19 protein-coding genes are annotated in these 25,023 nt (G+C 48.2%); 2 read left to right on the top strand and 17 right to left on the bottom strand.

What is annotated here, in order from left to right:
- Nucleotides 1-15: 15 nt before the first annotated feature.
- The 8 genes from H7T88_RS21165 to ytxJ form a co-directional block, all read right to left on the bottom strand.
- A complete protein-coding gene (locus H7T88_RS21165; RefSeq protein WP_221790161.1) occupies nt 16-2,349 on the bottom strand; it encodes a histidine kinase in 2,334 nt (777 codons plus the stop codon).
- Between the two features lie 42 nt (nt 2,350-2,391).
- Nucleotides 2,392-2,958: a potassium-transporting ATPase subunit KdpC gene (kdpC, locus tag H7T88_RS21160; RefSeq protein WP_221790159.1), complete on the bottom strand. Its 567-nt coding sequence runs from the start codon at nt 2,956-2,958 to the stop codon at nt 2,392-2,394.
- A gap of 106 nt (nt 2,959-3,064) precedes the next feature.
- The gene (gene kdpB / locus H7T88_RS21155; protein WP_221790158.1) at nt 3,065-5,158 is read right to left on the bottom strand and encodes a potassium-transporting ATPase subunit KdpB; all 2,094 of its coding nucleotides are present in this window, start codon (nt 5,156-5,158) and stop codon (nt 3,065-3,067) included.
- Between the two features lie 144 nt (nt 5,159-5,302).
- On the bottom strand, nt 5,303-6,976 hold the full coding sequence (gene kdpA / locus H7T88_RS21150; protein ID WP_221790193.1) for a potassium-transporting ATPase subunit KdpA: 1,674 nt from the start codon (nt 6,974-6,976) through the stop codon (nt 5,303-5,305).
- A gap of 96 nt (nt 6,977-7,072) precedes the next feature.
- The gene (locus H7T88_RS29190; protein WP_090924284.1) at nt 7,073-7,150 is read right to left on the bottom strand and encodes a potassium-transporting ATPase subunit F; all 78 of its coding nucleotides are present in this window, start codon (nt 7,148-7,150) and stop codon (nt 7,073-7,075) included.
- 332 nt (nt 7,151-7,482) lie between these two features.
- Nucleotides 7,483-8,679 (bottom strand): spr1629 family repressor/antitoxin, encoded by a 1,197-nt coding sequence (locus tag H7T88_RS21140; protein ID WP_221790157.1) that lies wholly within the window; start codon nt 8,677-8,679, stop codon nt 7,483-7,485.
- Nucleotides 8,680-8,708: 29 nt separating this feature from the next.
- Nucleotides 8,709-9,473 (bottom strand): spr1630 family ClpXP-sensitive toxin, encoded by a 765-nt coding sequence (locus H7T88_RS21135; RefSeq protein WP_221790156.1) that lies wholly within the window; start codon nt 9,471-9,473, stop codon nt 8,709-8,711.
- 121 nt (nt 9,474-9,594) lie between these two features.
- Nucleotides 9,595-10,134, bottom strand: a complete 540-nt coding sequence (gene ytxJ, locus H7T88_RS21130) for a bacillithiol system redox-active protein YtxJ (protein WP_312027646.1) — start codon at nt 10,132-10,134, stop codon at nt 9,595-9,597.
- A gap of 242 nt (nt 10,135-10,376) precedes the next feature.
- Here ytxJ and H7T88_RS21125 point away from each other — a divergent pair, with 242 nt between their 5' ends.
- Nucleotides 10,377-11,288: a hypothetical protein gene (locus H7T88_RS21125; RefSeq protein ID WP_221790155.1), complete on the top strand. Its 912-nt coding sequence runs from the start codon at nt 10,377-10,379 to the stop codon at nt 11,286-11,288.
- A 101-nt stretch (nt 11,289-11,389) separates the two neighbouring features.
- Here the strand turns inward: H7T88_RS21125 and H7T88_RS21120 are convergent, their stop codons facing one another.
- The 4 genes from H7T88_RS21120 to H7T88_RS21105 form a co-directional block, all read right to left on the bottom strand.
- Nucleotides 11,390-11,896 (bottom strand): SMI1/KNR4 family protein, encoded by a 507-nt coding sequence (locus H7T88_RS21120; protein ID WP_221790154.1) that lies wholly within the window; start codon nt 11,894-11,896, stop codon nt 11,390-11,392.
- A 101-nt stretch (nt 11,897-11,997) separates the two neighbouring features.
- On the bottom strand, nt 11,998-12,426 hold the full coding sequence (locus tag H7T88_RS21115; protein WP_154891512.1) for a VOC family protein: 429 nt from the start codon (nt 12,424-12,426) through the stop codon (nt 11,998-12,000).
- A gap of 177 nt (nt 12,427-12,603) precedes the next feature.
- Nucleotides 12,604-13,164, bottom strand: a complete 561-nt coding sequence (locus H7T88_RS21110) for a hypothetical protein (protein ID WP_221790153.1) — start codon at nt 13,162-13,164, stop codon at nt 12,604-12,606.
- 127 nt (nt 13,165-13,291) lie between these two features.
- Entirely contained in the window at nt 13,292-13,519 is a 228-nt protein-coding gene (locus tag H7T88_RS21105; protein ID WP_090924231.1) for a helix-turn-helix domain-containing protein, read from the bottom strand.
- 272 nt (nt 13,520-13,791) lie between these two features.
- Between H7T88_RS21105 and H7T88_RS21100 the strand changes: the two genes are divergently transcribed.
- A complete protein-coding gene (locus H7T88_RS21100; RefSeq protein WP_221790152.1) occupies nt 13,792-14,625 on the top strand; it encodes a hypothetical protein in 834 nt (277 codons plus the stop codon).
- 307 nt (nt 14,626-14,932) lie between these two features.
- On the opposite strand, the gene H7T88_RS21095 is transcribed toward H7T88_RS21100, so the two are convergent.
- The 5 genes from H7T88_RS21095 to H7T88_RS21075 form a co-directional block, all read right to left on the bottom strand.
- Complete coding sequence (locus H7T88_RS21095) at nt 14,933-15,805, bottom strand: sugar phosphate isomerase/epimerase family protein (RefSeq protein WP_221790151.1); 873 nt, start codon at nt 15,803-15,805, stop codon at nt 14,933-14,935.
- Between the two features lie 11 nt (nt 15,806-15,816).
- The gene (locus H7T88_RS21090) at nt 15,817-16,692 is read right to left on the bottom strand and encodes a sugar phosphate isomerase/epimerase family protein (RefSeq protein WP_221790150.1); all 876 of its coding nucleotides are present in this window, start codon (nt 16,690-16,692) and stop codon (nt 15,817-15,819) included.
- A gap of 281 nt (nt 16,693-16,973) precedes the next feature.
- Nucleotides 16,974-20,270, bottom strand: a complete 3,297-nt coding sequence (locus tag H7T88_RS21085) for an alpha-mannosidase (RefSeq protein WP_221790149.1) — start codon at nt 20,268-20,270, stop codon at nt 16,974-16,976.
- The gene (locus H7T88_RS21080; RefSeq protein WP_221790148.1) at nt 20,267-22,594 is read right to left on the bottom strand and encodes a glycoside hydrolase family 3 N-terminal domain-containing protein; all 2,328 of its coding nucleotides are present in this window, start codon (nt 22,592-22,594) and stop codon (nt 20,267-20,269) included. Before H7T88_RS21080 ends, H7T88_RS21085 begins: the two co-directional genes overlap by 4 nt.
- A 43-nt stretch (nt 22,595-22,637) precedes the next feature.
- Nucleotides 22,638-24,863, bottom strand: coding sequence for a helix-turn-helix domain-containing protein (locus tag H7T88_RS21075; RefSeq protein WP_221790147.1), 2,226 nt, complete (start codon nt 24,861-24,863; stop codon nt 22,638-22,640).
- Nucleotides 24,864-25,023 lie beyond the last annotated feature (160 nt).

Below are 25,023 nucleotides of genomic sequence, written 5' to 3'. Positions count from 1 at the left end.
TCAATTCCACCCGCTTTATTTATAATCATCATCCGCTACGATCAATACATCACGATGTCTCGACAGACGAACAAGCTGGTTCACCACCGATCCCGAGCCACGATGACCATTCAGCCACCATACCCGTTTCGCCTGCCCAACTACCAGTTGTGTCGCCTTCGCTTCCGTAGCCTTTGCATCCAAAATACCTGGTACTTCCCGCAACTTTGCACTTTGATGGATATGAAAATGCCCTCCTAGCCGCACAGTGAGTTGCTCCAATCCTGCCAGGTGCTCCTTCACTTCAGGAGTCATTGCCATGCCTGTGCCGATGTGTACATGATGGACATGCCAGGATGCCTTCAGCCGATAAGCCATGCGAAAACCTCTACGAATTAACCGTTCGGCGTGACGGTCACTGCTGACACACACAAAAACCGACTCCTCACGGCGCCATGGGCCCCGTAGTGTTCGCGCCGCTCGCTGCGATTCCAGCCGCTCATCCACATCGTCTGCAAGTTCGCGTAGAGCCAGTTCACGCAATGCGATCAGATTACCCATTTTAAAAAAATTCGCAAGCGCCTGCTCCACCTTGGCAGTTGCATAGATTTTACCCTCTCGCATGCGCTGCCGCAAGGCCTCGGGAGCGACATCAATCAGTTGCACCTCGTCTGCCAATTGAATGATCCGATCAGGTACCGTTTCTCGCACCCGAACACCGGTAATATGCTCAACGGCATCATTCAAGCTTTCAAGATGCTGTACGTTCACGGTTGTAATGACGGATATGCCTGCGTCCAGCAGCCTTAGCACATCCTCGTAACGCTTTTGCCGAGCATTTCCAGGCACGTTGGTATGCGCGAGCTCATCCACAAGCACCACTTCGGGATGCAATCGTAATATCGCTTCTGTATCCATTTCCTCTAAGCATGTGCTTTGATACACACGCTGCGCTCGCGGGATGATGGACAAAGAGCCGATTTGTTCCACCGTGTCCGCTCGTCCATGGGTTTCCAGCAAACCGATTTGCACATGGATGCCTTTGCGCAACAGATCATTGCCTTCCCTCAGCATCATGTAGGTTTTGCCCACCCCTGGAGCAGCTCCAATATAAATTTTGAATGTACCACGCCTAATCAGCCCAATCTGTTCCTCTATCTCCTGCTCACTGAGTCTGCGATAGGTTTTCTGTTCCGTTTCACTTACTTTTGTCGGCACAACCCGTTCGCCCTCTTGCGCCGACCGATCTGCAACCAGTAGTAAATCTACTCCTTGCAGTTTGCGAAGCAACGAGTTAATGAGAGAGCCCTGCCATAACTCCTGCCGGCGTGTACGCCGCGAATGTCCCATAACGATCCGGGTAATCTGCTGTCTGATCGCATACTGTGCCAATGTGGCTGGGATGTAGCGGTGATGTATGACCGGAAGCTCCTCCATAAGCCCGCCGATCTTCTCCACCAGTTTCATCATACTGCGGCGAAATACCGTAGCTTCCTTCGTTAGTGGCTGTTTCATGGGCCGGAAGACAACGACATGCAAGCTCCCGTTCAATCGACGGGCAATCTGCTGACCGCGCTGAATATAGATCGAGCCATTCCAGTGGTACTGCGCGGAGACAAGAATGCGTTCCATGATGCCTGTTGCGGGCGGAAGACCCATTTCCTCGCGATGTTCACGTAAAGACTCGTTAACCCCTTCTGCAACAAGTTTCAGTGCCAGCTCACGTAAAATCCCAAGATTACCATGGCGAAAAATGTCCATACCCCCGTGCCCTTGCAGGTGACCTTCCGCAAGACGACTCAAAATAGTCTCTGGCGTAACGTCGATCAGCTTCACTTCATCCGCCAGTTCCAGTGTGTCTGCCGGCACGGTATGTGCCACCTTAATTCCTGTGAGCTGTCTGGCAAGTTCGGTATACCCCTCCAGCTCATACACATTCACGGTAGTTATGACACTGATATTGTGACGCAATAGAAAACGGATATCCTCCAGTCTGGTCGCATGCCTCGCCCCCTCCCGGTTTCGATGTGCCAACCCATCGACCAGGACAACCTCCGGATTGCGAACTAGCAATGCATCCAGATTCAAGTCTTTCATCTCCGCTCCGTCACTGCTCCGAATCCAGTGGATACTGGGCACACGCTCAAGCTCACCGAGCTGTTCTACCGTTTCCGGTCTTCTCATCGTGGAGACTGCACATATGACGACATCTATGCCCTGTTCACGCAAATGATTGCCGTCTCTGAGCATATGATACGTTTTACCTGAACCACTGACCGGGCCAATGTAGATTTTAAACGTGCCCTCTTGCAGCTTCGAAATCATGCGCAACATCTCTTCCGGCGATTTCCGCTTGAAGCTGCCCTCCATGCTGTCGCTCTCCTCCTCTCCTTCCTATAATGAACTCCACTTCTACTTCTTCTGTGCTGTAGTGAGTGCCAGATTTAGCTCCATCACATTCACACGAGGCTCCCCAAATATACCTAACTGGCGGCCTTGTATATGATCCTGAATGAGCTGAGTCAACTTCTGCTTACTAAGTCCTGTCGCTTGACTAATCCGCGGAATTTGGGCCATAGCCGCTTCAGGAGACAGGTCCGGGTCAAGCCCTGAACCGGAACCCGTAACCAGATCGGCAGGGATCTGTTGCGGCAGAGTAGAATTTTCCTGGCGGAGTGTAGCCAGCTTTTGGTTCATCTCTGCAATGTATTCCGGAGATGCCACCGCTCGATTAGACCCTGCCGATGCGGTCGGATCATATTTCGCATTTGAAGCGCGAGGCTGGAACAATCCCGGTGACTTCACTTGCTGCGCCAGCAGAGATGAACCGATGATTTTCCCATCTTGAATGATGAGACTGCCGTTTGCCTGTGAAGGAAACAGCAACTGGGCCACCCCCGTTGTGACGAGCGGATAGAGCAGACCACAGACTAGCATGAGCACAACAGACAACCGCAATGCGGGTATAAACATCTTCATACAAATCACTTCCTGAATGGATTTAATGTATTCATTAAAAGGGGGACAACCACGTCATCTTCACCATGAGTGACATCACACCTGTACTTCACAGCTGCAGTGACATTTACATCAAACCTGACAAAACCAGGTCAATCAGCTTGATGCCGATAAACGGTACAATTACACCGCCAACACCATAGAGGAACACATTGCGGCTCAGCAACCGTTCGGCAGACATCGGACGATATTTCACGCCTTTCATCGCAATCGGAATGAGCAACGGAATAATAATTGCATTAAAGATCAGTGCGGACAGAATTGCAGATTGCGGTGAAGAGAGATTCATAATGTTCAGTGCCTGAAGCTGTGGCATGGCGAGAATGAACATTGCTGGGATGATGGCAAAATATTTGGCGATATCGTTGGATATGGAAAAGGTGGTCAGCGCGCCGCGCGTAATCAGCAGTTGCTTGCCTATGGAGACTACCGACAACAGCTTGGTCGGGTCAGAGTCCAGGTCAATCATGTTGGCCGCTTCCTTGGCCGCCATCGTTCCCGAATTCATCGCCAGGCCCACATCGGCCTGCGCCAGAGCAGGAGCATCATTGGTGCCGTCGCCTGTCATGGCGACAAGTTTGCCCTCCTGCTGTTCTTTTTTGATCGCCGCAATCTTGTCCTCAGGCTTCGCTTCCGCTATAAAATCATCCACCCCCGCCTCCAGAGCGATCGTCGCTGCCGTCAATGGGTTGTCGCCGGTGCACATGATTGTTTTGATACCCATGGCACGCATCTCGGCAAATTTCTCCTTGAGACCGGGTTTCACGGTGTCTTTCAAATAAATCACACCATAGATTCGGTTATGGATCGCTACCGCCAGTGGTGTCCCCCCGGCCTTTGCAATCCGCGTCGCTATTTCGTCCAGATCACCGGGTACACGTCCGCCTTCGGAGGTCACATACCGCTTGATTGCATCTACTGCGCCTTTGCGGATTTTCGTTCCATCACTCAGATTCAGACCAGACATGCGTGTTTCCGCAGTAAACTCGATACGATCGGCATTGGTGTAGTTGCTTTCCTCCCAGCTCTGCCCCTGCTTACTTGCAAGTTCGACGACAGAACGACCTTCTGGCGTTTCATCTCGCACTGAAGCTTGAAGCGCCGCCCGTGTCATCTCGGGTACAGTTACACCCTGAACCGGAATAAATTCAGAAGCCATCCGGTTGCCGTATGTGATCGTGCCTGTTTTGTCCAGAATCAACGTATCGATATCGCCAGCCGCTTCCACCGCTTTCCCCGACATCGCTAGCACGTTAAACTGTGTCACCCGATCCATGCCAGCAATTCCGATGGCAGACAGCAGACCGCCGATCGTAGTTGGAATCAGGCACACAAGCAGAGCAATTAAGGTAGCCAGATCGAGCCGGATGCCGAGATAATTGGCCATAGGGACCATCGTCAAAATGACGATCAGGAAGATTAGCGTTAATACGGCAAGAAGGGTAGTCAGGGCGATCTCGTTTGGCGTTTTCTGACGCTGTGCGCCTTCAACGAGTGAGATCATTCGATCCAGAAATGATTCGCCGGGATCGGTCTGCACCCGCATAATGATGTAATCAGAGGTCACCCGTGTACCTCCGGTGACCGAAGAGAAATCGCCGCCGGCTTCTTTGATCACCGGGGCGGACTCCCCTGTAATAGCCGATTCATCGATAGAGGCCAAACCTTGGGTAATCTCACCGTCCGTTGGAATGAGTTGCCCGGCTTCCACACGGACGAGGTCCCCTTTTTTCAACTCGGTCGAAGCGACCTGTTTCACAGTTCCATCCTTCTGCAATAGATTGGCCATCGTATCCGATTTTGTCTTACGCAGGGTGTCCGCCTGTGCTTTGCCCCGCCCTTCCGCCAGCGCCTCGGCAAAATTGGCAAATAGCAACGTGAAGAGCAGAATCAAAAATACAGCCACATTGTATCCTCGCCCTGCATTCGAAGCGGTAAATAGATTGGGATCAATACATAATAGCAACGTAATGAATGTGCCGACTTCCACGATAAACATGACTGGATTTTTGATCATGACCATCGGATTCAGTTTTTTGAATGCATCTCGCATGGCCTGGAGCAACATGGCTTTATTTAAAGATCGTTTCGACCCGGGATGATGCTGAACGTGGTTGATGCGTTGATGAATTTGTTCTTTGTTTCGTTCCACTGCATTCATTGTGAATGCCACCTCCATACTATACGTGCTTACTTCGACCCTTTATCGTGCTTCCATATTTATTGGCTGTGTCGCTGTCGCTCCGCTGGCTTATTCGCCTGCCACTTCTTCAGCCATCACCACCTCGTATCATTCACCTGCCGCTCATCGCACCATCGCCAAATGCTCCGCAATAGGACCAAGAGCCAACGAAGGGAAGAATGTCAGCGCGCCTACGACCACAATCATCATGACCAGAATGCCTGCAAATAGCGGTGTATGCGTCCGTAGCGTTCCTGTGGTAACCGGGACAACCCGTTTCACAGCAAGTGAACCCGCTATCGCCAGCATGGCAATCATCGAGATATATCTTCCGAGCAACATCACAATCCCTATAGCGATATTGTAAAAATCCGTGTTGGCGTTCAGTCCGGCAAAAGCCGATCCGTTATTGGCCGCTCCTGAGGCAAAAGCGTACAACACCTCGGTTAGCCCATGTGTACCGCCATTGGAAATGGAAGCCACGGCCTCCGGATTTATTAAAGCGAGTGCGGTTGGCACGAGAATAATCAAAGGATGAATCAGCAGCGCGATACAGGCCAGCTTGATCTCTTTGCCTTCGATCTTTTTGCCCAGGAACTCCGGTGTCCGGCCGACCATTAACCCGCAGATAAAGACCGCAATGATCACATACAGCAGACCATTCAACAAACCTACACCCTTGCCGCCAAATACATTGTTTAGCATCATCTGAGCAAGAGAAACCAATCCCCCAAGCGGAGTAAGTGACTCATGCATGTTGTTCACCGACCCCGTTGTTGCTGCTGTAGTTACAGCCGTGAACAAAGCCGATTCGGGAATCCCAAACCTGACCTCCTTACCTTCCATGTTGGTTTGTAGTCCATTCGCATCCAGCGCAGGCACTCCGCGATACTCGGAAACAAATACCGTCGTCAGCATCACTAGGAACAGAACTCCCATTGCAGCAAACAACGTCCAGCCCTGCTTCCGGTTATTCACCATCAAGCCAAATGCATACACCAGCGCTGTCGGCAGCAACATCATACAAACGATATGCACCAGATTGCTCAGCGCCGTTGGATTCTCAAACGGATGCGCGGCATTGGTGCCGAACCAGCCCCCGCCGTTGGTTCCAATGTGTTTAATCGACTCGAGCGAAGCCACTAATCCACGCGTAATGGTCTGCTGTGCACCCTCCAGCGTGGTTGCGTTCACCGCACCAGCCAGCGTCTGCGGCACCCCTTGAAATACAAGGAACAAGGCCACAATGAAGCTGAGCGGTAAAAAAATACGAGTAATCGACCGAACCAGGTCGACATAAAAGTTACCCAGATCATCCCGGCGGCCTACTAATCCGCGAATAAAGGCAATCGCCACCGCGGATCCCGTTGCCGCCGAGGTGAACATCGGGAACGTTACCGCGAGCAGTTGTGACAGATACGACAGAGCATTCTCGCCCGTATAGGACTGCCAGTTAGTATTGGTCATAAACGACGCGGCTGTGTTGAAGGCCTGCGCCGCTGGCATATTATCGATCCCATCCGGATTGAGAGGCAGAAATCTTTGTAGCCGTAACACCAGAAACATCAGGATCAACATGACCGCATTGGAGATGAGCACGGCAGACAGATATTTTTTCCACCCCATCGTTTCATCTTCCCGTACACCCATCAGCCGATACAATAATCGCTCCGGTCCTCCAAACACACGATCAAGTCCCGTTCGTTGCCTGTCAAATACCCTCACCAAATAACTGCCCGCCGGCTTCACCAGTAACAATATGATGAGCAGCGTAACCGCTACCTGCACTACACCGATACCCATATCTGCATATCCTCCCTAATTCCAACCTTGGTGTTTCCGACTAACCTACTCTTTATCTTCAGCTTCAGGCACATGATCTGAACAGTTACGTTAGAATTTCTCTGGCTTCACCAGCACGTACCCGAGATAGACAATCAGAGCCATGACAATTACGCCGATGAAAATCATCTTTTTCGCCCTTCCTTCCTTCCTGCCTTCAGGCCTTCTCGCAAAATTTCACAAAGCCCCAAAACACCGCAAACAACAGTACGATCAGTCCCATCATCGTTGCATCATTCACCATGCGTCCTTCATCCTCTCTTCTCTACCGTTCCTCTCGCTTGCTACATGTAAAATCGTAATACGAATCGCTGTAAAAAGGGGGTAAAGAATCGCCGCTCTGGCTGTAAAAAAAGCGTAAAAAAGACCCGTTCTTCTCAGCGATCAGCTGAAAGAACGGGTCTGACGTAAATACATATCAATGTAGGATTAAGGATTACATTGAATAGGTCATCTTTTTTTTAAGAACTGCGAGTAGTCCTGCCCTGCATTTTACGAATCTTGGTATTTGGACTACTTTTCATATATTTGTTGAAAAACTCTGGCTTAATTCCGGTCATATGATGAAAAAACGACGTTTCCACTTTCCAATCCTGTTCGACCATATACCGAATATCTACCAGCCCTTTATTCGCAAGAAGATCAATGATCGTCCGAACCCGCATAGGTGTCTGCAAAGGAATCGTCTGATCAAACGGTTCTCTCTCCAAATATCCCCTTCGATGCATGGCAGCATAAAAATTACGGTGTGCTTTGGCATCCATTAATCCCAGATCCGCTGCACGGTATCCTAACACTTGCAAGGATGTCTTCCATTTATTTTTTAAATCAAGATATTGGTCGGGATTGGTTAGTTGGGAAATGGCTTGCATATCCTGTGTGAATTCTTCTTCGGGCAATAAAAATGCACCTGCAAACAGATTGGCTTCATTTTCAATCCCCTTATGCTCTTTACGATCCAGATTTACGAACTCCAGGCGGTAGTGGAGCAACAAATGACCAAGCTCATGAGCGATATCAAAATTTCTACGCACGGCCGAGCGTTTAATGTTGCCTAAAATGATGAAAGGGCGATCCTCTTTCGTCCATAAACTGTAGGCATCGATCCCCTCGCCCATGGCCTTCTCAAAGACATACACTCCGCTTTTTTCAATCCAAAACATCAGGTTTTCATTCGTTGTCCGTTCCAGATTCAGTCGCTCCCGCGCAAGCTTTGCAACATATTGAATTTGGGCTTTTCGATCATCCTTCGAGTTATTCATGTACTGGATCGCTTCTTCCCTGAGCTGGATAATCTTCAAGGTGGGAAGGCTGATCTGAGCAGTAATATAGTTTACAAAGGTATCCAGATACTCCACATGCTTTGCCTCTGTCTGTGTCTTGGAGATCACATTCATCACTTTGGATCGATACGCAATGTTCATCACGTTGATGTTGCCCTGGTTATTGCGCTCCGTTAGTTTGTCCTTCTCGTAAAAATACTTGCTCTTCACACTGAAAATCCGTTTCAATTCATTAACGATAGGCACTTTGGGGGAAGTGTACGCATTTTCATACTGCCAGACCGCCTGCTCGGTCACACCCAGTTTTTCGGAAAGCTCCTTTCTCGAATAACCATGCATGATGCGCAGATTGGTCAGATTTTCACCCATGAACACACGGTTTCCTCCTTACTAGACTAAGGGGGTTACCCCTGCCGTTCTTCTTCCAAAATTTCAATATCATAAGCTGCCGGATCAAGTATATCGTCCACGTCAGGAGCAAGAACTTCACGTTCATGATCGCTAAGTTCCGCACCTGAGATGAGATCAGACAAATCTTCTATAAAATAGGCTATATTATCATGCGGATTAGGCAAATAGTGCTTTACTTCAGATATTTGATACGCATCATCAATAGCATAGGTGAGGATGTGAAACTCATTATACAGAGATGACAGCTGTTTAAGTTCTTCTTTCACACGAGTAACCTGGCTTACTTGAATAGGCAAGGAAAGCTGCACTACCTTTTCGGACTGATCCGCATCATTCAGGGGTGGCTCTATCGGAAAGTTCAAATCCACATTAATTTTGGACAGGTCATGTAAATATGTGCGCATTACCCCCTTACGGTCATCACCCGTAGGCAGTTTGGCCCGAGAAAAACATTTTTCATTAAAGTAAGCTGCATTTTTTATCAAAAACAGAACTTTGGAGTCTTTATGTGTGAACTGAAGATAATCCCAAGTCAGACCTGCTTTGGACTTTTTATGTGTGAATACCTTTCCATCATCTTCCTTACAGTATTCAGCAATTTTGCTCTCTATAAAATTACCTTTTGTCCAAGCAAATGCCGAACTAATCTCCATGTTATCTCGTCGATCTATACGGTGCTCAATATATTCTCGGTACCCTTCGATAATAGCTTTAACAATCATCTGACTATGCTGAGGCTTGAATTTATATTGTTCCATATATATCACTCCGATTCAGAAGGTATAAAGGCTTCTTTTATTTTAAATGATATACCCCAGATAAGATATGATTTTTTCTTTTATTTTTAAAGTGAACAAACTTACTGTATAAACACATAACTTATCCAAACGGATTCTGCGCCCACTGTGTCAGCCGTTTTTTGGTGATGTGTCCATGTGAAGTGTGTTCAATAACCTTCCCCTGATCGAGTAGGAGTACCTGCGGCGATTCATGGCGAACCTCGGTCTCTTCGGCGATGTGACGGGATAACGGACGGTTCTCGATAACTTTCACCATACGATATTCCATCGTCTGTTTCGGATCGGATGCATTGGTGCCGACAAAAGCCATGAACTCTCTATATGCTCGTGCACTAACGGGACAAGTTGTGCTGTGTTTCAGCAAAAGCACCGGATTCTCTTGCGAACGTTGGAGCACCTCTTGCCAATCCTCCAGTTTATGCAACTCCAGCACATGCTCACTTAACATCTCATGTGAATCGGCGCCTGTACGTTTACTGACCACGGAACCGATCACCACGCCGAGAGCAGCACCAAAAGCGATGCCCAGTCCAATCTGCCCCGTAGCTGTACCAAAGCTTGCACCAAGGGCCACACCGACTCCGAGCCAAAGTGCCTGATGATTCACCTTTTTCTCCACATCAAGTCATCCTTTCTCTACGTATGAATCAAGCGATTCGAAGCTATATAAGTCGAACGACTAAACAGGCTTTTCCTGAATACTTCAATGATCATATTTTCATCTCATATTTTGTTCAAATTATAGCACAGCCCCTGCACACAAGCTTTCAGAATCTGCATCTTTCGGGTACATAATTGTGTTACACTGATGGTAATTTGGAAACGATGAACATAAGAGCAACTGAAAGGCGGAAATTCAATATGACATACGCTTTTACGATTGAACCACCGGAATATTATGCACTGGACAACGAAGACGAGTTAATTGCCAAGTGTCAGGAATGGGGTCTGATTTCGGCGAAAGCAACTAAACTCAAAACATTTTATTATAAAGGGAATGGGCTGAATCTGCCCTGCACCATTCTAGGTTTTGTGGATCACATGACGGCTGTAATTGAATTGGATAATGGAAAAAAACACTGCATTCATCCTTCCTATTTGAAAGAGATGCAGGCTTCTGGTTACAGTACTAGAGGATTAAGCGGAGCTGGAGCAGAAGCAAGCACGGAACAGGATGCCGCAGGGCAAAGTACTGAGACAGCTGCTGTTGATGAATCGTTAGCCTCTGCAAGCACTAGATCTACGGATGCACAAGCTCCTGATCTTGCTGATCCACCAGTTAAGGACGACTCTCCTGTCAAGCTGTATGATTCAGAGGATGACATGGATGAATCAGATTCATTCTCTGGTCTCAAAGGTGATCCTGACGGATTGGTGGAGGAATACACCGGCCCTCAGACAGGTGCCAGTACCGAAACGTCTTCGGGAGCCAAACCGAAAACCAAAGCTGCCCCAAAAGCGAAAGCCGTTAAAATCGACTTGCCGGATGGCAAAGTGAAGATGAGCGCAGTGGTGAAGGAGTTTACGACTGTACCGAATCATTTCTCAGACAATGACGATGAGGTCATCATCTATGAAGCGTTAACGATCACCGAGCCCGAAGTGATTGAAGTTGGTGAAGCCTGGTCAAGTCACAGTGCAACGATGAAAAAGCATGAACTGGAGGTCGGTGATGTGCTTACTTTTGAAGCCAAGATCATCAAGAAAAAGCTGACCCGCAATCCGGTACCATACAAAATCAACAACCCATCCAAGATTCAGAAGGAAGATTAGTCTATTTTAAAAAAAGAACCCTAAAAAACCTCCACGCTGCAATAAGCAGCAGCTGGAGGTTTTTGGCGAGAAAGCTTGTTATATGGGCAGCAAACCTGCCCTTATTCAGAAGAACGGCGATCCGTTTTCCAATACCAGAACTTCGTTCCTTGAGAAATCACAAACCGTTCCAGCCAAATTTCAAAGTTACTGTAGAAGCGACCTGCAGCTTCGGCAGGATCAAAACTCTCACCAAGAAGCAGATACTCCATATTACCAGATTCCCATCGATCCAAATCAATGATAATTTGATCATCAAGGATATTAGCAACGACAATCTTACGGTCAGACGCCTCGTTATAATAAATAACATCCTGTGCCGAGTATAAGAAGTTTTCTCCTCCATACTCAGGATGTTCAAACAGGGATGCTCCATTGCAGATTCGTAGAAATTTGATGTAGTCTGGAGGCAGTGGGATAGAGAAGAAATCGGAGAGGTCTCTGATCTTCTCCTCCGAAGCACCTGGTTTAAATTTATGTATAGCTGCCATTCTTCCAGCAGGAGTAAGTATCTCTGTACGACCTTCGTTTTGCTCAGACCATGCTTTAAAGTCCTTGAACACCTTCATCTACACCACTCCTCACATCAAAAAACTGACTTCACAAAAAGTCTGTAAAGTCAGTTTACCAGATAGACACCCTGCATTCACAATATATTTATCGAATATAACTACGCTTGTCCAGGAGTTGCACTGATTTGGAACTGCACACCAAACTTATCGGTTACATTACCGTAAGCCGGGCTCCAGAACGTCTCCTGAATCGGCATATTCACTTTACCGCCCACTTCAAGTTTACTGAAAATGTCCTTCGCTTGCTCCGCCGTGTCCGTATTGACCGTCACCGTGATATTATCTCCAATGGTGTGAGGCATACCAGGCAGCGTATCCGACAACATCAACACCGAACTGCCGATTTGCAGAGACGCATGCATAATCCAGTCTTTGGCTTCTGGTGGAATCGGATGATCCGGGCTGGAAGGGCCTTCCCCAAATGTCTGCATCGCGAGCACTTCCGCACCAAATGCCTCTTTGTAGAACTCAACAGCTTCACGCCCGTTACCATTGGTAACAAGGTATACATTCAAGTTAATTGCCATGGATTATTCATCTCCCTGGATTCGTTTAGTTTATGGGTCAGGTCACTTGCGACATGAGTATATAGGAATGAATTGTCCTTTGACAAGCACAAATTTCCACTCTATACGGTGACCGTTACTGAGCTATATTTCCCAACATCTTCTTCTCCCATTCTCTACTTCATTCAAGTTCACCATTTAAACCTTACGCTTGCGAAGGTAATGCACAACCATGATCACAATCCCCGGTACAAGAACGGCAAAACTGGCGTAGATGATGCACCATTTTAACAACGTGAATACAGGAGTCAGTTCAGCAATCACAGATGTTCGCTCGGGATACCGGAACATGACCAGAGATGCCCCCAAGTTTTCCAGCATATCCATCCCCCAGCCCATAAAGGGCAGCAGATTTATCCACCTCCAGCGGCTTGTGACTGGAAGTACTCGATACAGCATGGATATCAAAACGACGAGCAGGAACAAATAGACCAGCGGCCAGATCATATCAAACGTAAACCTCGCCTGAATATAAGCGCTTCGCCCGCTCTCTCCATAGTGCTCAGCCACCCGATACAAATCATCGGCGCTGTATAGAAACGACGAATCCGGTGACTCTCCGCCGCCTGTTGCCTCCTTTGACTTTTCCGCCTGCCAAGGTAGAACGAATGCGATAAAACACCCAAAGACAATGGTCGCAACGACAATCCATTTCCAGTTTACATACCGATATAAACCTGATGATAACCTGCCGAGCATGCCTGACTCCCCCTCTCTATTCAAGAAAAAAGCCACTCTCCCGAGTAATGCCCGGTAAAATGGCTATAAATGTTCTATTCAGTTATTACCCCGGTCAACTAAGACTGCTTGCCTTTTTCCTACTCATTTATTGTGCCTGCACAATGCGATCGATTTCACTTTTTAACAAAAGATATCGATGCACACTTCTCATAATAGGTACTTTGGTGAGTTTGTTTTTATCCACGTATAACTTCATCTGGTCTTTACTCAGCCCTAGCAGGCTGCCCGCCTCAGTTACCGTCAATACCACTTCGGGATTCGTTGCGTTGAACGTCTTCTTTACCTTTTGGTTCCAGTCCTCAAATACCTGCATAGATTCACGATCTCTCCTATCCATAGCCAGTTATTTTCAGGCTGCGTACATTCAGTATAGCATACTTGTGATTATCGTCACTTATTCCTCTTTATGGCACTACGAAATGATCTCCTAGTTCGTATGCTGTATAGGAGGGGCAAAGTTGAATTACACCCATTCTCATCTAGAATGTATTCACTATTCGGATTATTCTGCGACTATTTGGCTATGGAATTAAATGGAATTATATGTTAGCATTTGTTTATTCCATCTAAAGGAGACGATCAAGCTTGAAAAAGATTCTGAGGGCAGCATTTACCTTTACTCTGATACTTAATTTGAGCATTGCAGCAGTAGCTATGGCTTCACCCGAAACAACAGATCAGCATACGACCGAGAAATTCATTGAAGTACAAACCTCTGGAACAAACAAAGTAAAAGTCGGCAAATTTCAAGGAGATAACACCATTGTTATGGACGAAGAAGGAAACCAGTTTACGGTAGGAGAACTTAAAGCCCAAACCAATCTGGTGTTACCTGAAAATCCAAATTCTAATGTAACACCACCAAATATTAAAATTCAGTTAGCTCCACATAACGATATTGTAAAACCATTTGCATCAGCTTACGGTAACGCATGGCCTTATTCTGCTGTCACTTCAACCAAGGTCAATTGCTACGGGTATTCAGTAAAAGCCCCTTTTTTTTGGAATCCTGGAGATGGTGATGGAGTCTCAAATGTTTATGATAAGAACTTTTTTACGGATTCTAGTGTAGGAGCTGCTCTTGTAGTAAAAGATGGAAACACGAACGGACTTTATTTCAAACCCGGTTGGAAAATTCTTTCCAGTAGAACAGCAGCTGTCACAGCTGATGAACACCGTATTGCTTATAGAGTTGGCTGGATTGATGCTAATAATAATGGGAAAGTGGATGTAGGAATTGACGTGGTAGACTTTCATTTTATGCTACAAAACAGCACAGGCAATTGGTCAGAGAAACACGGACAGCAACCATCTATTAACACAAATATATCAAATCCAAGTACATTTTCTTGGGATCTAGGCACTTATAAAAATTTTTACAATAGCACTACCGCTTATATTGCTGCCAAGGTATATTAATCTATCTATATAATTTTATAGTTTCAAAAAAGAAGGCATTTATCCCTCAGATAAATGCCTTCTTTTATTTAATCCATTTAGTTTATGCGTAATGGACTTGTTCAACGACTGGTAATCTCATCTTGCCTTCAACAGTTCATTCTCTAAAATGCAAGTAGACGTACATATAAAAACACGTTCACCCCTAAGTAACCAAGTTGCTTGATTTCGAGAAAACCTAAGAATGACACAAACATCATGGTCATAATTAATCACACGCCTCCATAGCTTTTTGGGACGACTTTTTGGCGTATTAAAAACATTCCCTCTATGCTTCATCCCAGAAACGACGCAGATTGTCCATGGCGATTTTGGAAGCGGCTTTGCATTCCTCCATGCCTTCGAACTCCACCGTGATATTGCCATCGTAACCGGAGTCCTTGATCAGCTTGACGATTTTACGGATGGGGATATCACCTTGACCCACGATCGCACCGCGCAGGAAGTTACCATAAGTTGTGGTAAACCACTCCCCTTCCCCTGGATGCTCGTCATACGGACGGAAGTAGAAGTCTTTGAAATGAATGAGCGAAGCGTACGGCAGATTTTTCATCACACCGATAATCGGGTTTTCATCTACACACATGAAGTTGCCAATATCCAGCGTTGTTTTAAAATTCGGCCGATCTACGGCATGCAATACTCGCTGAACCCGATCACTAGCCTGCACACTGAATCCATGATTCTCAATCGTTGTAATCAGCCCGTACTGTGCAGCATAATCGGCAATGATCTGGCTTCCCCTAACCATCAAAGGCAGATGCTGTTCAAACCAGGCAATGGTCGTGCTCTCCTTGGGTAGCCTGAATGAAGTAACGTCGTGGCGCAGATGCCTGACACCCATCCGGTGTGCGACATCCACATGTCTTTTGACCCGAGCCATCTCTTCTTCAAAAGCCTCTTCCGTCTCCTGCACAAAGTTGGCTGGCATAGAATAGTTCGACAGTTCAATCCCAGCTGCTTCGGCGCGCCCCCGAATCGCATCCGCCAGTTCATGATTATCCTCCACCGTGTATCCGTAGGGAACCATCTCCATGTGCTCCCCGCCGTTCGCTGCAATCCAGTCGATTACATCCAGCACCGTCATGGCTCCCGAATTCAGATCATTCAACAAACTGTACGTGCTCAGACCTACCTTCATCTGCTCCACTCCTATCGATATTGTTTGATGAACTGCACGGCTTTGCGAATATCCACTTCCGGTTGATCTCCTACTTCGCGCTCAATGGTCAGATACCCTGTATAGCCAATCTCCTGCAGCGCGGCAAAATAAGCATCAAAATCAACAGCTCCCTCGCCCAGTGGCACTTCGCGGAAAAAGGCGCCGGAAGCTACCATTTCGGCAATTTTCTCATGATCCATCGGAGCATAACCCACAGCACCGTACACGTCCCGTGGATCGACCTCTTTCAGACGCAAGCCATCCTTCACATGCGTATGCACGATATAATCCTTGAGTAGCTTAACACCCTGTACCGGATCATCTCCTGTCACCATCACCATGTTTGCCGGGTCAAAATTGACCGACACCCCGTTCGTGGAGAGGGTATCCAAGAAACTTTTCAGATCAGCAGCCGTTTCCGGCCCCGTCTCGATCGCAAAGTAGGCTCCGACACTTTTGGCGTACTGTCCCAGTTCTTCACATGCAGCGTGCAGTGTTTCGTATACTTCGGAAGAAGGATCATGTGGAACAATACCGATATGTGTGGTCACAATATTTGTGCCCAGATCGAGAGCAAGATCAACAATTCGTTTAGACTTTTCTACTTTCCATGCATTGTCTTCCTTGACCTGAAATCCGTGACCGCCCAGATCACCAACCAATGCTGAGATCTCAAGACCGAGACCATCTATATAACTACGAAGCTCTTTACGAGCCGTTAGCGACAGATTTGCCGGGTCCATCTCCCCCTTCACCGCGTAGATCTGTACGCCTTCTGCACCTGCATCCTTGGTTTTCAACAGCCCTTCCCGCACACCTACGCCAAAACTGTCCACGATTACACCGATCTTATTGGTTAATTTCATGTCGTACCTCCCATGAGATTAGATGAGTTATGCTGCTCTTTGACGTTTCAATCCATCGTGCATCCGTGAATTCAAAAATCAAGCTATATAAGTTGAACTAAAGGTTTTTTACACGGAACACTCCGATGACAGAATAACCTTCCAATCGCTGTTATCCCCAGATTTTTTTGATTCCCTTTTCCAAAGGGGAAAATCCGGTGATAAAGGCGAGCGCTTCGCTTTTTCAGGTTTTTTCTTTCCTCTCCGTTATAGTGTAAATGAATAGTTCAACTTATATCGTATCAACTTGATGGCACAAGTTTTACCGACTTGATTTCATAGGGTTTAAACGTCAGTTCAAAAGCTCCACCCTCGCAAGTGAGTGGCGCAAGCTCATCTTCCAGCAGATTAATGATCGAAGCACTCACGTTTCGTTCATTCCACCGCACCTGTACCGTTTCCCGGCCTCCAATCGATTCATAGAAACGCAGTACCGTTCCTGCTCCGTCCTCCGACACCTTAATCGTATCCAAAATGACATGTTCACTATGGAACTGAACCCAGCTGTGTTCCGAGGGTTTTGTGCCTCCATGTGGTGTGGGTGCAATCACCTGGACCGGATGATTCAGTTCCATCGCACGTTGCACCACATTTGCCTGACGCCAGTCTCCTGCATGTGGCAGTACCGAATATGTGAATGCATGCTGTCCTTGATCGGCATGTACATCAGGCCATTTTGGTGCTCGCAAAAGTGAAAGACGAATCGTGCGATCCTTAATGTCGTAGCCATACTTGCAATCGTTCAACAAACTGATACCACTATTGCCCTCCGAGAGATCAGCCCAGCGATGCCCGCACACCTCAAACTGCGCCCGTTCCCAACTTGTATTGTTATGCGTTGCCCGCTCTAAGGCACCAAACGGAATCTCATAGGTTGCTTTAGCCGCCACCAAATCTGCTGGGAACGCCACCTTGAGCAGCTTGTGACTTTCATTCCAGTCTACCCGAGTTTTAAAATCAACACGCCGCTGATGATGAAACAAAATTACATCCTGGCTAATCTCGGATTCATTCAGCTTCCAGCGGAAACGCAGTACATCCTGCACAGGGCCGCGCTGAACAATCTCTCTGGAGATCAGCTGCACAGCACTCGCCCGCTGAGATTCAAATCTTGGGTCTATATCCCATGCATCCCAGTACGTCGGTTTGTCGTGGAAAAACTGCCACTCATTTGCTCGATCGCCCGGCCTCAACCATTCACGCTCTACCGTCTTGTCATACCATCTTGTGATCTCACCCAAGTCGTTGAATTCGAGCAAATAGAACTCGGTTTCCCAACATGCAGGTATCTGCTCAAGCTTAGCTGTCTTTTGGATCGCTGAACTCACTTCTAGATCTGCATTTGTTGTTTTTTTCCCTACTGGAATGTCGCCCTCACCTGTTGCTCCTAATGCGCTATCCGCTCCCTGTTCTACAGTTACCGCTATTTCTTCTTTTGAATATCGTTCTACTTCTTCTGTCTCGCGCAACCATATGGTGATATACCCGAAGGCAGGAATCGAAGGAACAAGAACATGCAGGCTAACCCCATCTTCACACTTCTCAACCTCGCTAATCAAACGATTCCCATACCGATCATACGCCGCCAAGACATCCCAATCCGTATTCCCTGCGATACAGATTACTTCACTCCGTTCCCAGCCGAGACTATTGAATATAACGTAAGGCTTACCTGATACTTCATTTGTTGCAATGTTATCCGTGAGCGCATCGAGTGACACCTGTAGCACGTCGTCACCAAGCGCAAACACCTTCGTATACTCCTCAGCAGAAGTTACATACACTTCGGGAATCGACGTACCTGGAATAATATCATGGAACTGATTCAACATGATCAGCTTCCAGCCTTCATCAAGCACTTCCTTGCGATCCAACATACGGACGCGATTCTGATCCCACTGGCTCCAGATTTCTGCTTCGCGATAGAGCACCTCGGCCTTGCGGTTGCTGCGTTTATTCCGCGCATGGGTTGTATATGTGCCGCGATGCAGCTCCAGATACAGATCACCATGCCACTTCGGCAGTGTTGGCTTACTCGCTGCAATCCCTTCAAAAAAGGCGCTCGCCGTGCTGAATTGACTGATCGGCTGCCCTGCCATCAGGTGAGAACGCTCCGCAAACTCCACCATTTCGTTCGTCACACCGCCGCCACCATCGCCGTGTCCATAAAGCAACATCTGCTCTGCATGAACGTCTTTTTGCTTGTAGGACTGCCAGTGTTCATGCACATCTTTGGGACGTGTATGTTCGTTTACACCATGATTCAGGTAAGACAGCACGGAGGTACCGTCAATCCCCACCCAGTCGAACAGATCATACGGGAACACATTCGTATCATTCCAGTTTAGTTTGGTCGTCATAAAATAAGGAATGTCGGCAAGCCTCAGAATCTGAGGCAGTGAAGCACAATATCCAAACGTATCCGGCAGCCATTCAATGTTCGAACGTTTGCCAAACTCCGACTGATAGAACTGCTGTCCGTACAAAATCTGCCGCACCAGGGACTCGCCACTTGGGATATTCAGATCCGGCTCCACCCACATGCCACCGACCAGTTCCCAGCGCCCTTCGGCAATTCGTGCCTTCACCCTTTCATACAGCTCGGGATAATGCTCCTTAACAAAAGCATATAGTTGAGGCTGGCTCTGGGAGTACACAAAATCCGGGTATGTGTCCATAAGCGTACACATCGTAGAGAACGTTCGGCTCGATTTGCGCACGGTTTCCCGCACAGGCCAGAGCCAAGCCACATCAATATGAGACTGTCCAACCAGATGCATAAACCCGCTTCGATGCTGCTCCGGATCTTGCCGCTCCACGGTCTGGACGATTCTCTGCTCCAGCTCATGCAGCCATACACCATCCTGCCAGCGTCCCGGATCATGGTACATCTCATCCATCACCTGATGGACAGACCGAACCAGTGTTGTGCGTTTCAAATCCTTCTCCGGTAAAGCCTGCAGCGATTCTGAAAGTACCATTATGCTGTACATCAGGCTCTGCAACGGTTGATTCACATGCACCAGCGCCGCTCGTATCCCCTGAATCGGGGGCTGAATTACCGCTTGCCGATTCAAGGGATCATGCGGTTCAGGGATAGGGTCATACAGCTCGATCTCCAGCTGTGGCGAGATTCCCACACGTTCTCTTGGAAGAGGTACGAAGGTATGATTGCGATCGAGCCCGTGATACGGAACACCGTTGACCTTCATCAACCCTTCCCCACCCGCTTCAAAAATGAATCCGATAGCCTCACCCTGCCACGTCTCAGGAATCTGCACTCTTTTGCTCAGAAAATACGTCGTTCCGTGTGTGCTGTTTAAGGGATTAAGGGAATGCTGGATTACCTCGTGCCCTTCCTGTTCAGATGCTCGATCCTGACCATACGCATATCCCTGCTCATGTGCATATCCCTGCTCATACTCGTATTCTCCCGGCCGAATATATCGGGCTCGCTGCATCTGCCACTCGGGAAGCTCAACGACTTCCAGCCACTGCTTCTGCTTCAAATCTTCGATAAACCGCTGCATTCGGATCATACCTTCACCTCCACCTGTTGTACATGCAGACTGCAAGCCGTCCAGTCCACAGAGCTGCGTCCAACCATCAGCTTGAATTCACCCGGTTCCACCACAGACTGGAGACGGGAGTCGATCAGTGCGAGATGTTCTTTTTGCACTGGAAACGTTACCGTTCGGGTCTCTCCTGGCTCCAGATGGATTTTGCTAAAACCCTTCAGGGCAATTTCAGCCCGGGTAACGGAAGCCGTCACATCGCTAATGTACAGCTGCACGACCTCTTTGCCTGCCACAGCACCCACATTCGTCACTTCGACCTGCACCTGTGCCTCCTCGTCCGGTCCAATCACTTCCGGTGTCACTCGAACATTGTCGTACTTGAAGTCCGTGTAGCTAAGCCCATGTCCGAAAGCATATTGCGGCGTTAGATCCATCTCCAAATACCGTTTGCCGCGCGTCCGTTTCGCATGATAGTACACGGGAAGCTGACCTTCATGTTTGGGAATGGATACGGTCAGTCGTCCCGATGGATTCACATCCCCAAACAGTACATCGGCGATGGCATTGCCTCCTTCCTGCCCCGGATACCATGCTTCCAGAATGGCTGGAATGTGCTCGTCGATCCACGGTTCGGCAATAGGGCGCCCGTTAATATACACCACAACGACCGGCTTCCCCAGCTTATGTATTTCCTGCACCAGTTCTAGCTGCACACCCATCAGGTTCAACGAAGAACGGTCTATGCCTTCCCCGCACTCCATGTCATTCCACGGATCGTCGGTTACCACGGATGCCCCTGTTCGCAGATCAATTGTACCTTCGCCAAAATCACGCGCACTCGATCCACCCATCACCATAACGATGACATCGGCCTGCTCCGCACATGCCAGCGCCTGCGCAAAACCTTCTCTCGAATCCCCCTTAATCCGACATCCGGGTGCATACAGCACCTGAGCAGAATCCGTCCCACCGAGTTTGCGCGTGATACCATCCAGCACCGTCACAATCTGGTCTCTTGGCTGCGGAGAGGTATAATCTCCAAGCTGGTTATAGATATGGTTGGCGTTCGGCCCGATCACAGCCAATTTGGCTCCCTGAGTAGCAAGCGGAAGCACATGGCCTTCATTTTTCAACAGGACGATTCCCTCTTGTGCCACCTCCCGTGCGAGCCGAACATGTTCCTCACACCCGATAACCTTTTCTGCAAAATCAGGATCAACATAAGGCCGCTCAAACAAACCAAGCTTGAATTTCATCTCCAACACGCGTCGTACCGCCACATCCAGCTCCTTCTCTTCCAGTAAACCCTGTTCGAGCGCTTGTGCCAGATGTTTGCGGTACATGAATCCGGACATCTCCATATCTACACCTGCCCGAAGGGACTGTGTCACAGCCTGCTCTCCATTCTCTGCCGTGTTGTGTCCGTTCACCAGCATCTGGATCGCCCCAAAATCAGTAATGACAAATCCGTCAAAACCCCATTCTTCCCGCAAAAGATCATGAAGCAGGTACGTACTGGACGTACAAGGCACACCATCGATCTCATTATAGGCCGTCATGACCGAGCAGGCCCCGGCTTCTACTGCTTGTTTGAACGGTAGCAGGTCAATTTCATGCAACTCACGCATCCCCATATGCACTGGCGCCGCATTGCGTCCTCCCTCTGAACTGCCGTACGCTGCAAAATGTTTAAGTGTCGCTATCACCGTCCGGTCTGAATTAAGACGCTCTCCCTGCAATCCATAGATGGCTTCTACGGCAAACTTTCCGATGAGATAAGCATCTTCGGCAAAACATTCCTCCGTTCGTCCCCATCTCGGGTCACGTACAACATCCAGCACTGGAGAATACGTAGCTGCGCCGCCCTGACTCCGAGTTTCCACAGCGATCGCCTCGCACATCCTGCGATATAGATCGGTATTCCATGTGCTACCTACCGTTAACGGCACAGGAAAGACCGTTGCACCAATGGCCATATGGCCGTGGGAACATTCTTCTCCGAACAGAATCGGAATGCCTAACCGGGAATGTTCTATGGCATATTGCTGAATCACATTCGTGGCTACTGCTCCTTGCCGCGGCGTCAGTCCTGTATCCAAAGTAACTTCTGTCCATGGATCAGCCCTGAGTACACCATACAACGAGCCGACACCACCCTCCGCCATGTCCGCCTCGAACTCTTCGGTTACCTGTACCGTACCGTCTGCCGTTTTCTTGTACGTTTTCCACCCCATAGGTTGGATCAACTGTCCGATCTTCTCTGCGGTAGTCATTCGTTCGAGCAGATCCCGTACCCGCTCCTGAATGGGAAGTGATGCATCTTTGTAGCCCGTTTGCGTTTGCATGTGCACATTCTCCTCCTGCCTGTGAGTTGGTCATACGTGGAGCTTACATCGCCTTGCGATAGTCACTTGGAGCCATGCCGACCACATTTTTAAAAGCACGATTGAAGGAATTGTAATTGGTATATCCCACTTCCTCACTGATCTCCTGAATGGCTTTGTCCGTCTGTTGCATGAGCTGTTTTGCTTTTTCGATCCGGTGACTGATGAGCAGATCCACGAATTTCTCCCCGATCTCATCTTTGAAAAGCTTGCTCAGATACTTCGGATTGATATCGAACAGATCACTAAGGTAATTCAGCGACAGATCGGGATTGTTGTAATGCTCTTCGATATATTTGCGAATCTCCAGAATATGTGACCGATGTTTACGAGAGCATTGCAGTGTCTCCATCTGCTTCGCCAACTCACGGAACCCTTCCAAGCAAAGCTCGCGCAGATCATCCAGCGTCTCCCAACCTTCTAGCCGTGGTAACAATGGCGTAAATATCGCTGCCCATGACTCCTGATATTCACGCGGAAGCTCGGCAAACTCACGATTATAATGCTGGAACAACAGCTGAACCGTGTTCATAATCTCCTGACGAGACAGAACAGACTGACGAATCTGCTTAAACAGCCGTTCGAAGTGCTGTTCCCAAACATCGTCTGATAGCCGCATTGCCTGCACGAGCAAGGAGATGGTCTTAAGAAACTCATACACGTCATTCGTCGAACTCGGTACATCTCCGCACGGTATGATCCGATTGGTGCCCAGAACCGCCTTGTACTCCAGCGCGTGCACAGCCTCTTTAAGCGAAGCTCGAAGCCCGCGAATATCCACAGCAACCCGGCCCACACCAATCGTGACGGTAAAGTTCAAATACTGACCCACCTGATCCAGATAACCACTGAGCAAGCGTTGCTCTGTCTCTTCGGACCGTTCCGTCTCAGGCAACCAGAGGATGGCATACAATCGCTGACTCGAGACCCACTCTGCCCATACCTCGGTTCCTTCTTGCCTTGCACTTTCCTGCAAAATGCTCGACAGCACAAATTTCAGGAGAGCTTGATCCTGCTGATGATACTCATCCACAAACACGTCGTATCGATCCATCTCCACCACCATCACCGCCCAGCGATGCTCTAATGCCGGTAGCTTGAACTTGCTCATCTCCGCAGATAACTCATGACATGTGTAATCCCGCGTACCTTCCAGCAGTTCCTGAAAGAAGACCTTCTTTTGCAAAATCAGATTCTCTTCATGCTCCTCCTGATATTGCTTCGTCTGGTCGATCATGCGCTCCAGCGTGGTATGAATGAAACGGAATTCATTCTCCTTGCCATAGTTCAGTGCAGACGGTTTCTGTGAGGAGACCGTCTGAATCAGGGTAACAATCTGCTGGATCGGTTTATAGTTTCTACGCGTCACATAGACGACCCACACAACCCCGATCAGTACAACAGCGACCGCGAAAATAAACCAGATATTATAAAATTGCAACGTAAACTTGATGATTTTCCCGTTATTTAGCCCCGTCTGCACCTTCCAGCCACTATAGCTGGATGTGAATTCAGAGAAAACCTCTCCCGAAGCGGAAGCTGGCTTGGAAGCAAGCATCTCAGCATCAGGCTTACTACCATGCCAGAGACTTCCCCCGGATCGGTTATAGATGTTCACAAACGTAAATTCAGGGTCGTACATCTGCATAATGGACTTTTGCAGCGTATTCAACTCAACGTTGGTCACTACAAGACCTCTGCCGTTCCCGACATTTCGCACAATCGTAATGACCTGCTCCGCCGATTGGGAAGGAAACGCCTTGAATGATCGTGCGCCGACCCACTTCTGCTCATCCTTCGTCCGGCTGTCTGCAATAAAGGCTGCATCCGGGAATTCGTTGATCGGAACGGCCTTGCCATTGCTAAAAACGGTGTTATCGCTGTACCTGACCAGGTAGACCGAGTCGATCAGCGGATATTCTATCTTCAATTCATCGATGACCTTAACGGCCTGAATGCCGGCATAGACATCCTCGCTGCCAGATACCGAGAAATAATTTTTCAGATTCGAGTTGGTCAAAATCTCGCGCAGTACTTTGAAATCAATGGACCGCAAAGAGTTATCCAGATACTGTGTCACCTGTGAAGCCAAAAATTCATTAGCCTTGAGCGCTTCTCTCCGGTTCTGCTCATTAAATACCTGAAAGAAAATAAAAAATAAAATCGTCGTCACAATAAAAAAAATAGGCAAATACGATAACAGCAAACGTCTGAACCAATTGTTGTTCATCTCCGCGCCCCCCACCAATCCATTTCATGTTGCATGACGACAAACCACTTGCACCTTGCCTCTGTTCACAAAGTTTTCATAATTATGCGTTCATTATATCGAATGACGTGGGGTTGTCATAGGAGAAGACTGCCCCGGTCACGGGTGACAGGCGGGACAG

Origin of the sequence: Paenibacillus cucumis (ex Kampfer et al. 2016) (assembly GCF_019748695.1) — a bacterium.
GTDB classification, from domain to species: Bacteria; Bacillota; Bacilli; order Paenibacillales; family Paenibacillaceae; genus Paenibacillus; species Paenibacillus polysaccharolyticus.
The sequence above is the reverse complement of the archived record's forward strand: the minus strand, read 5'-3'. Positions and strand labels throughout refer to the sequence as shown.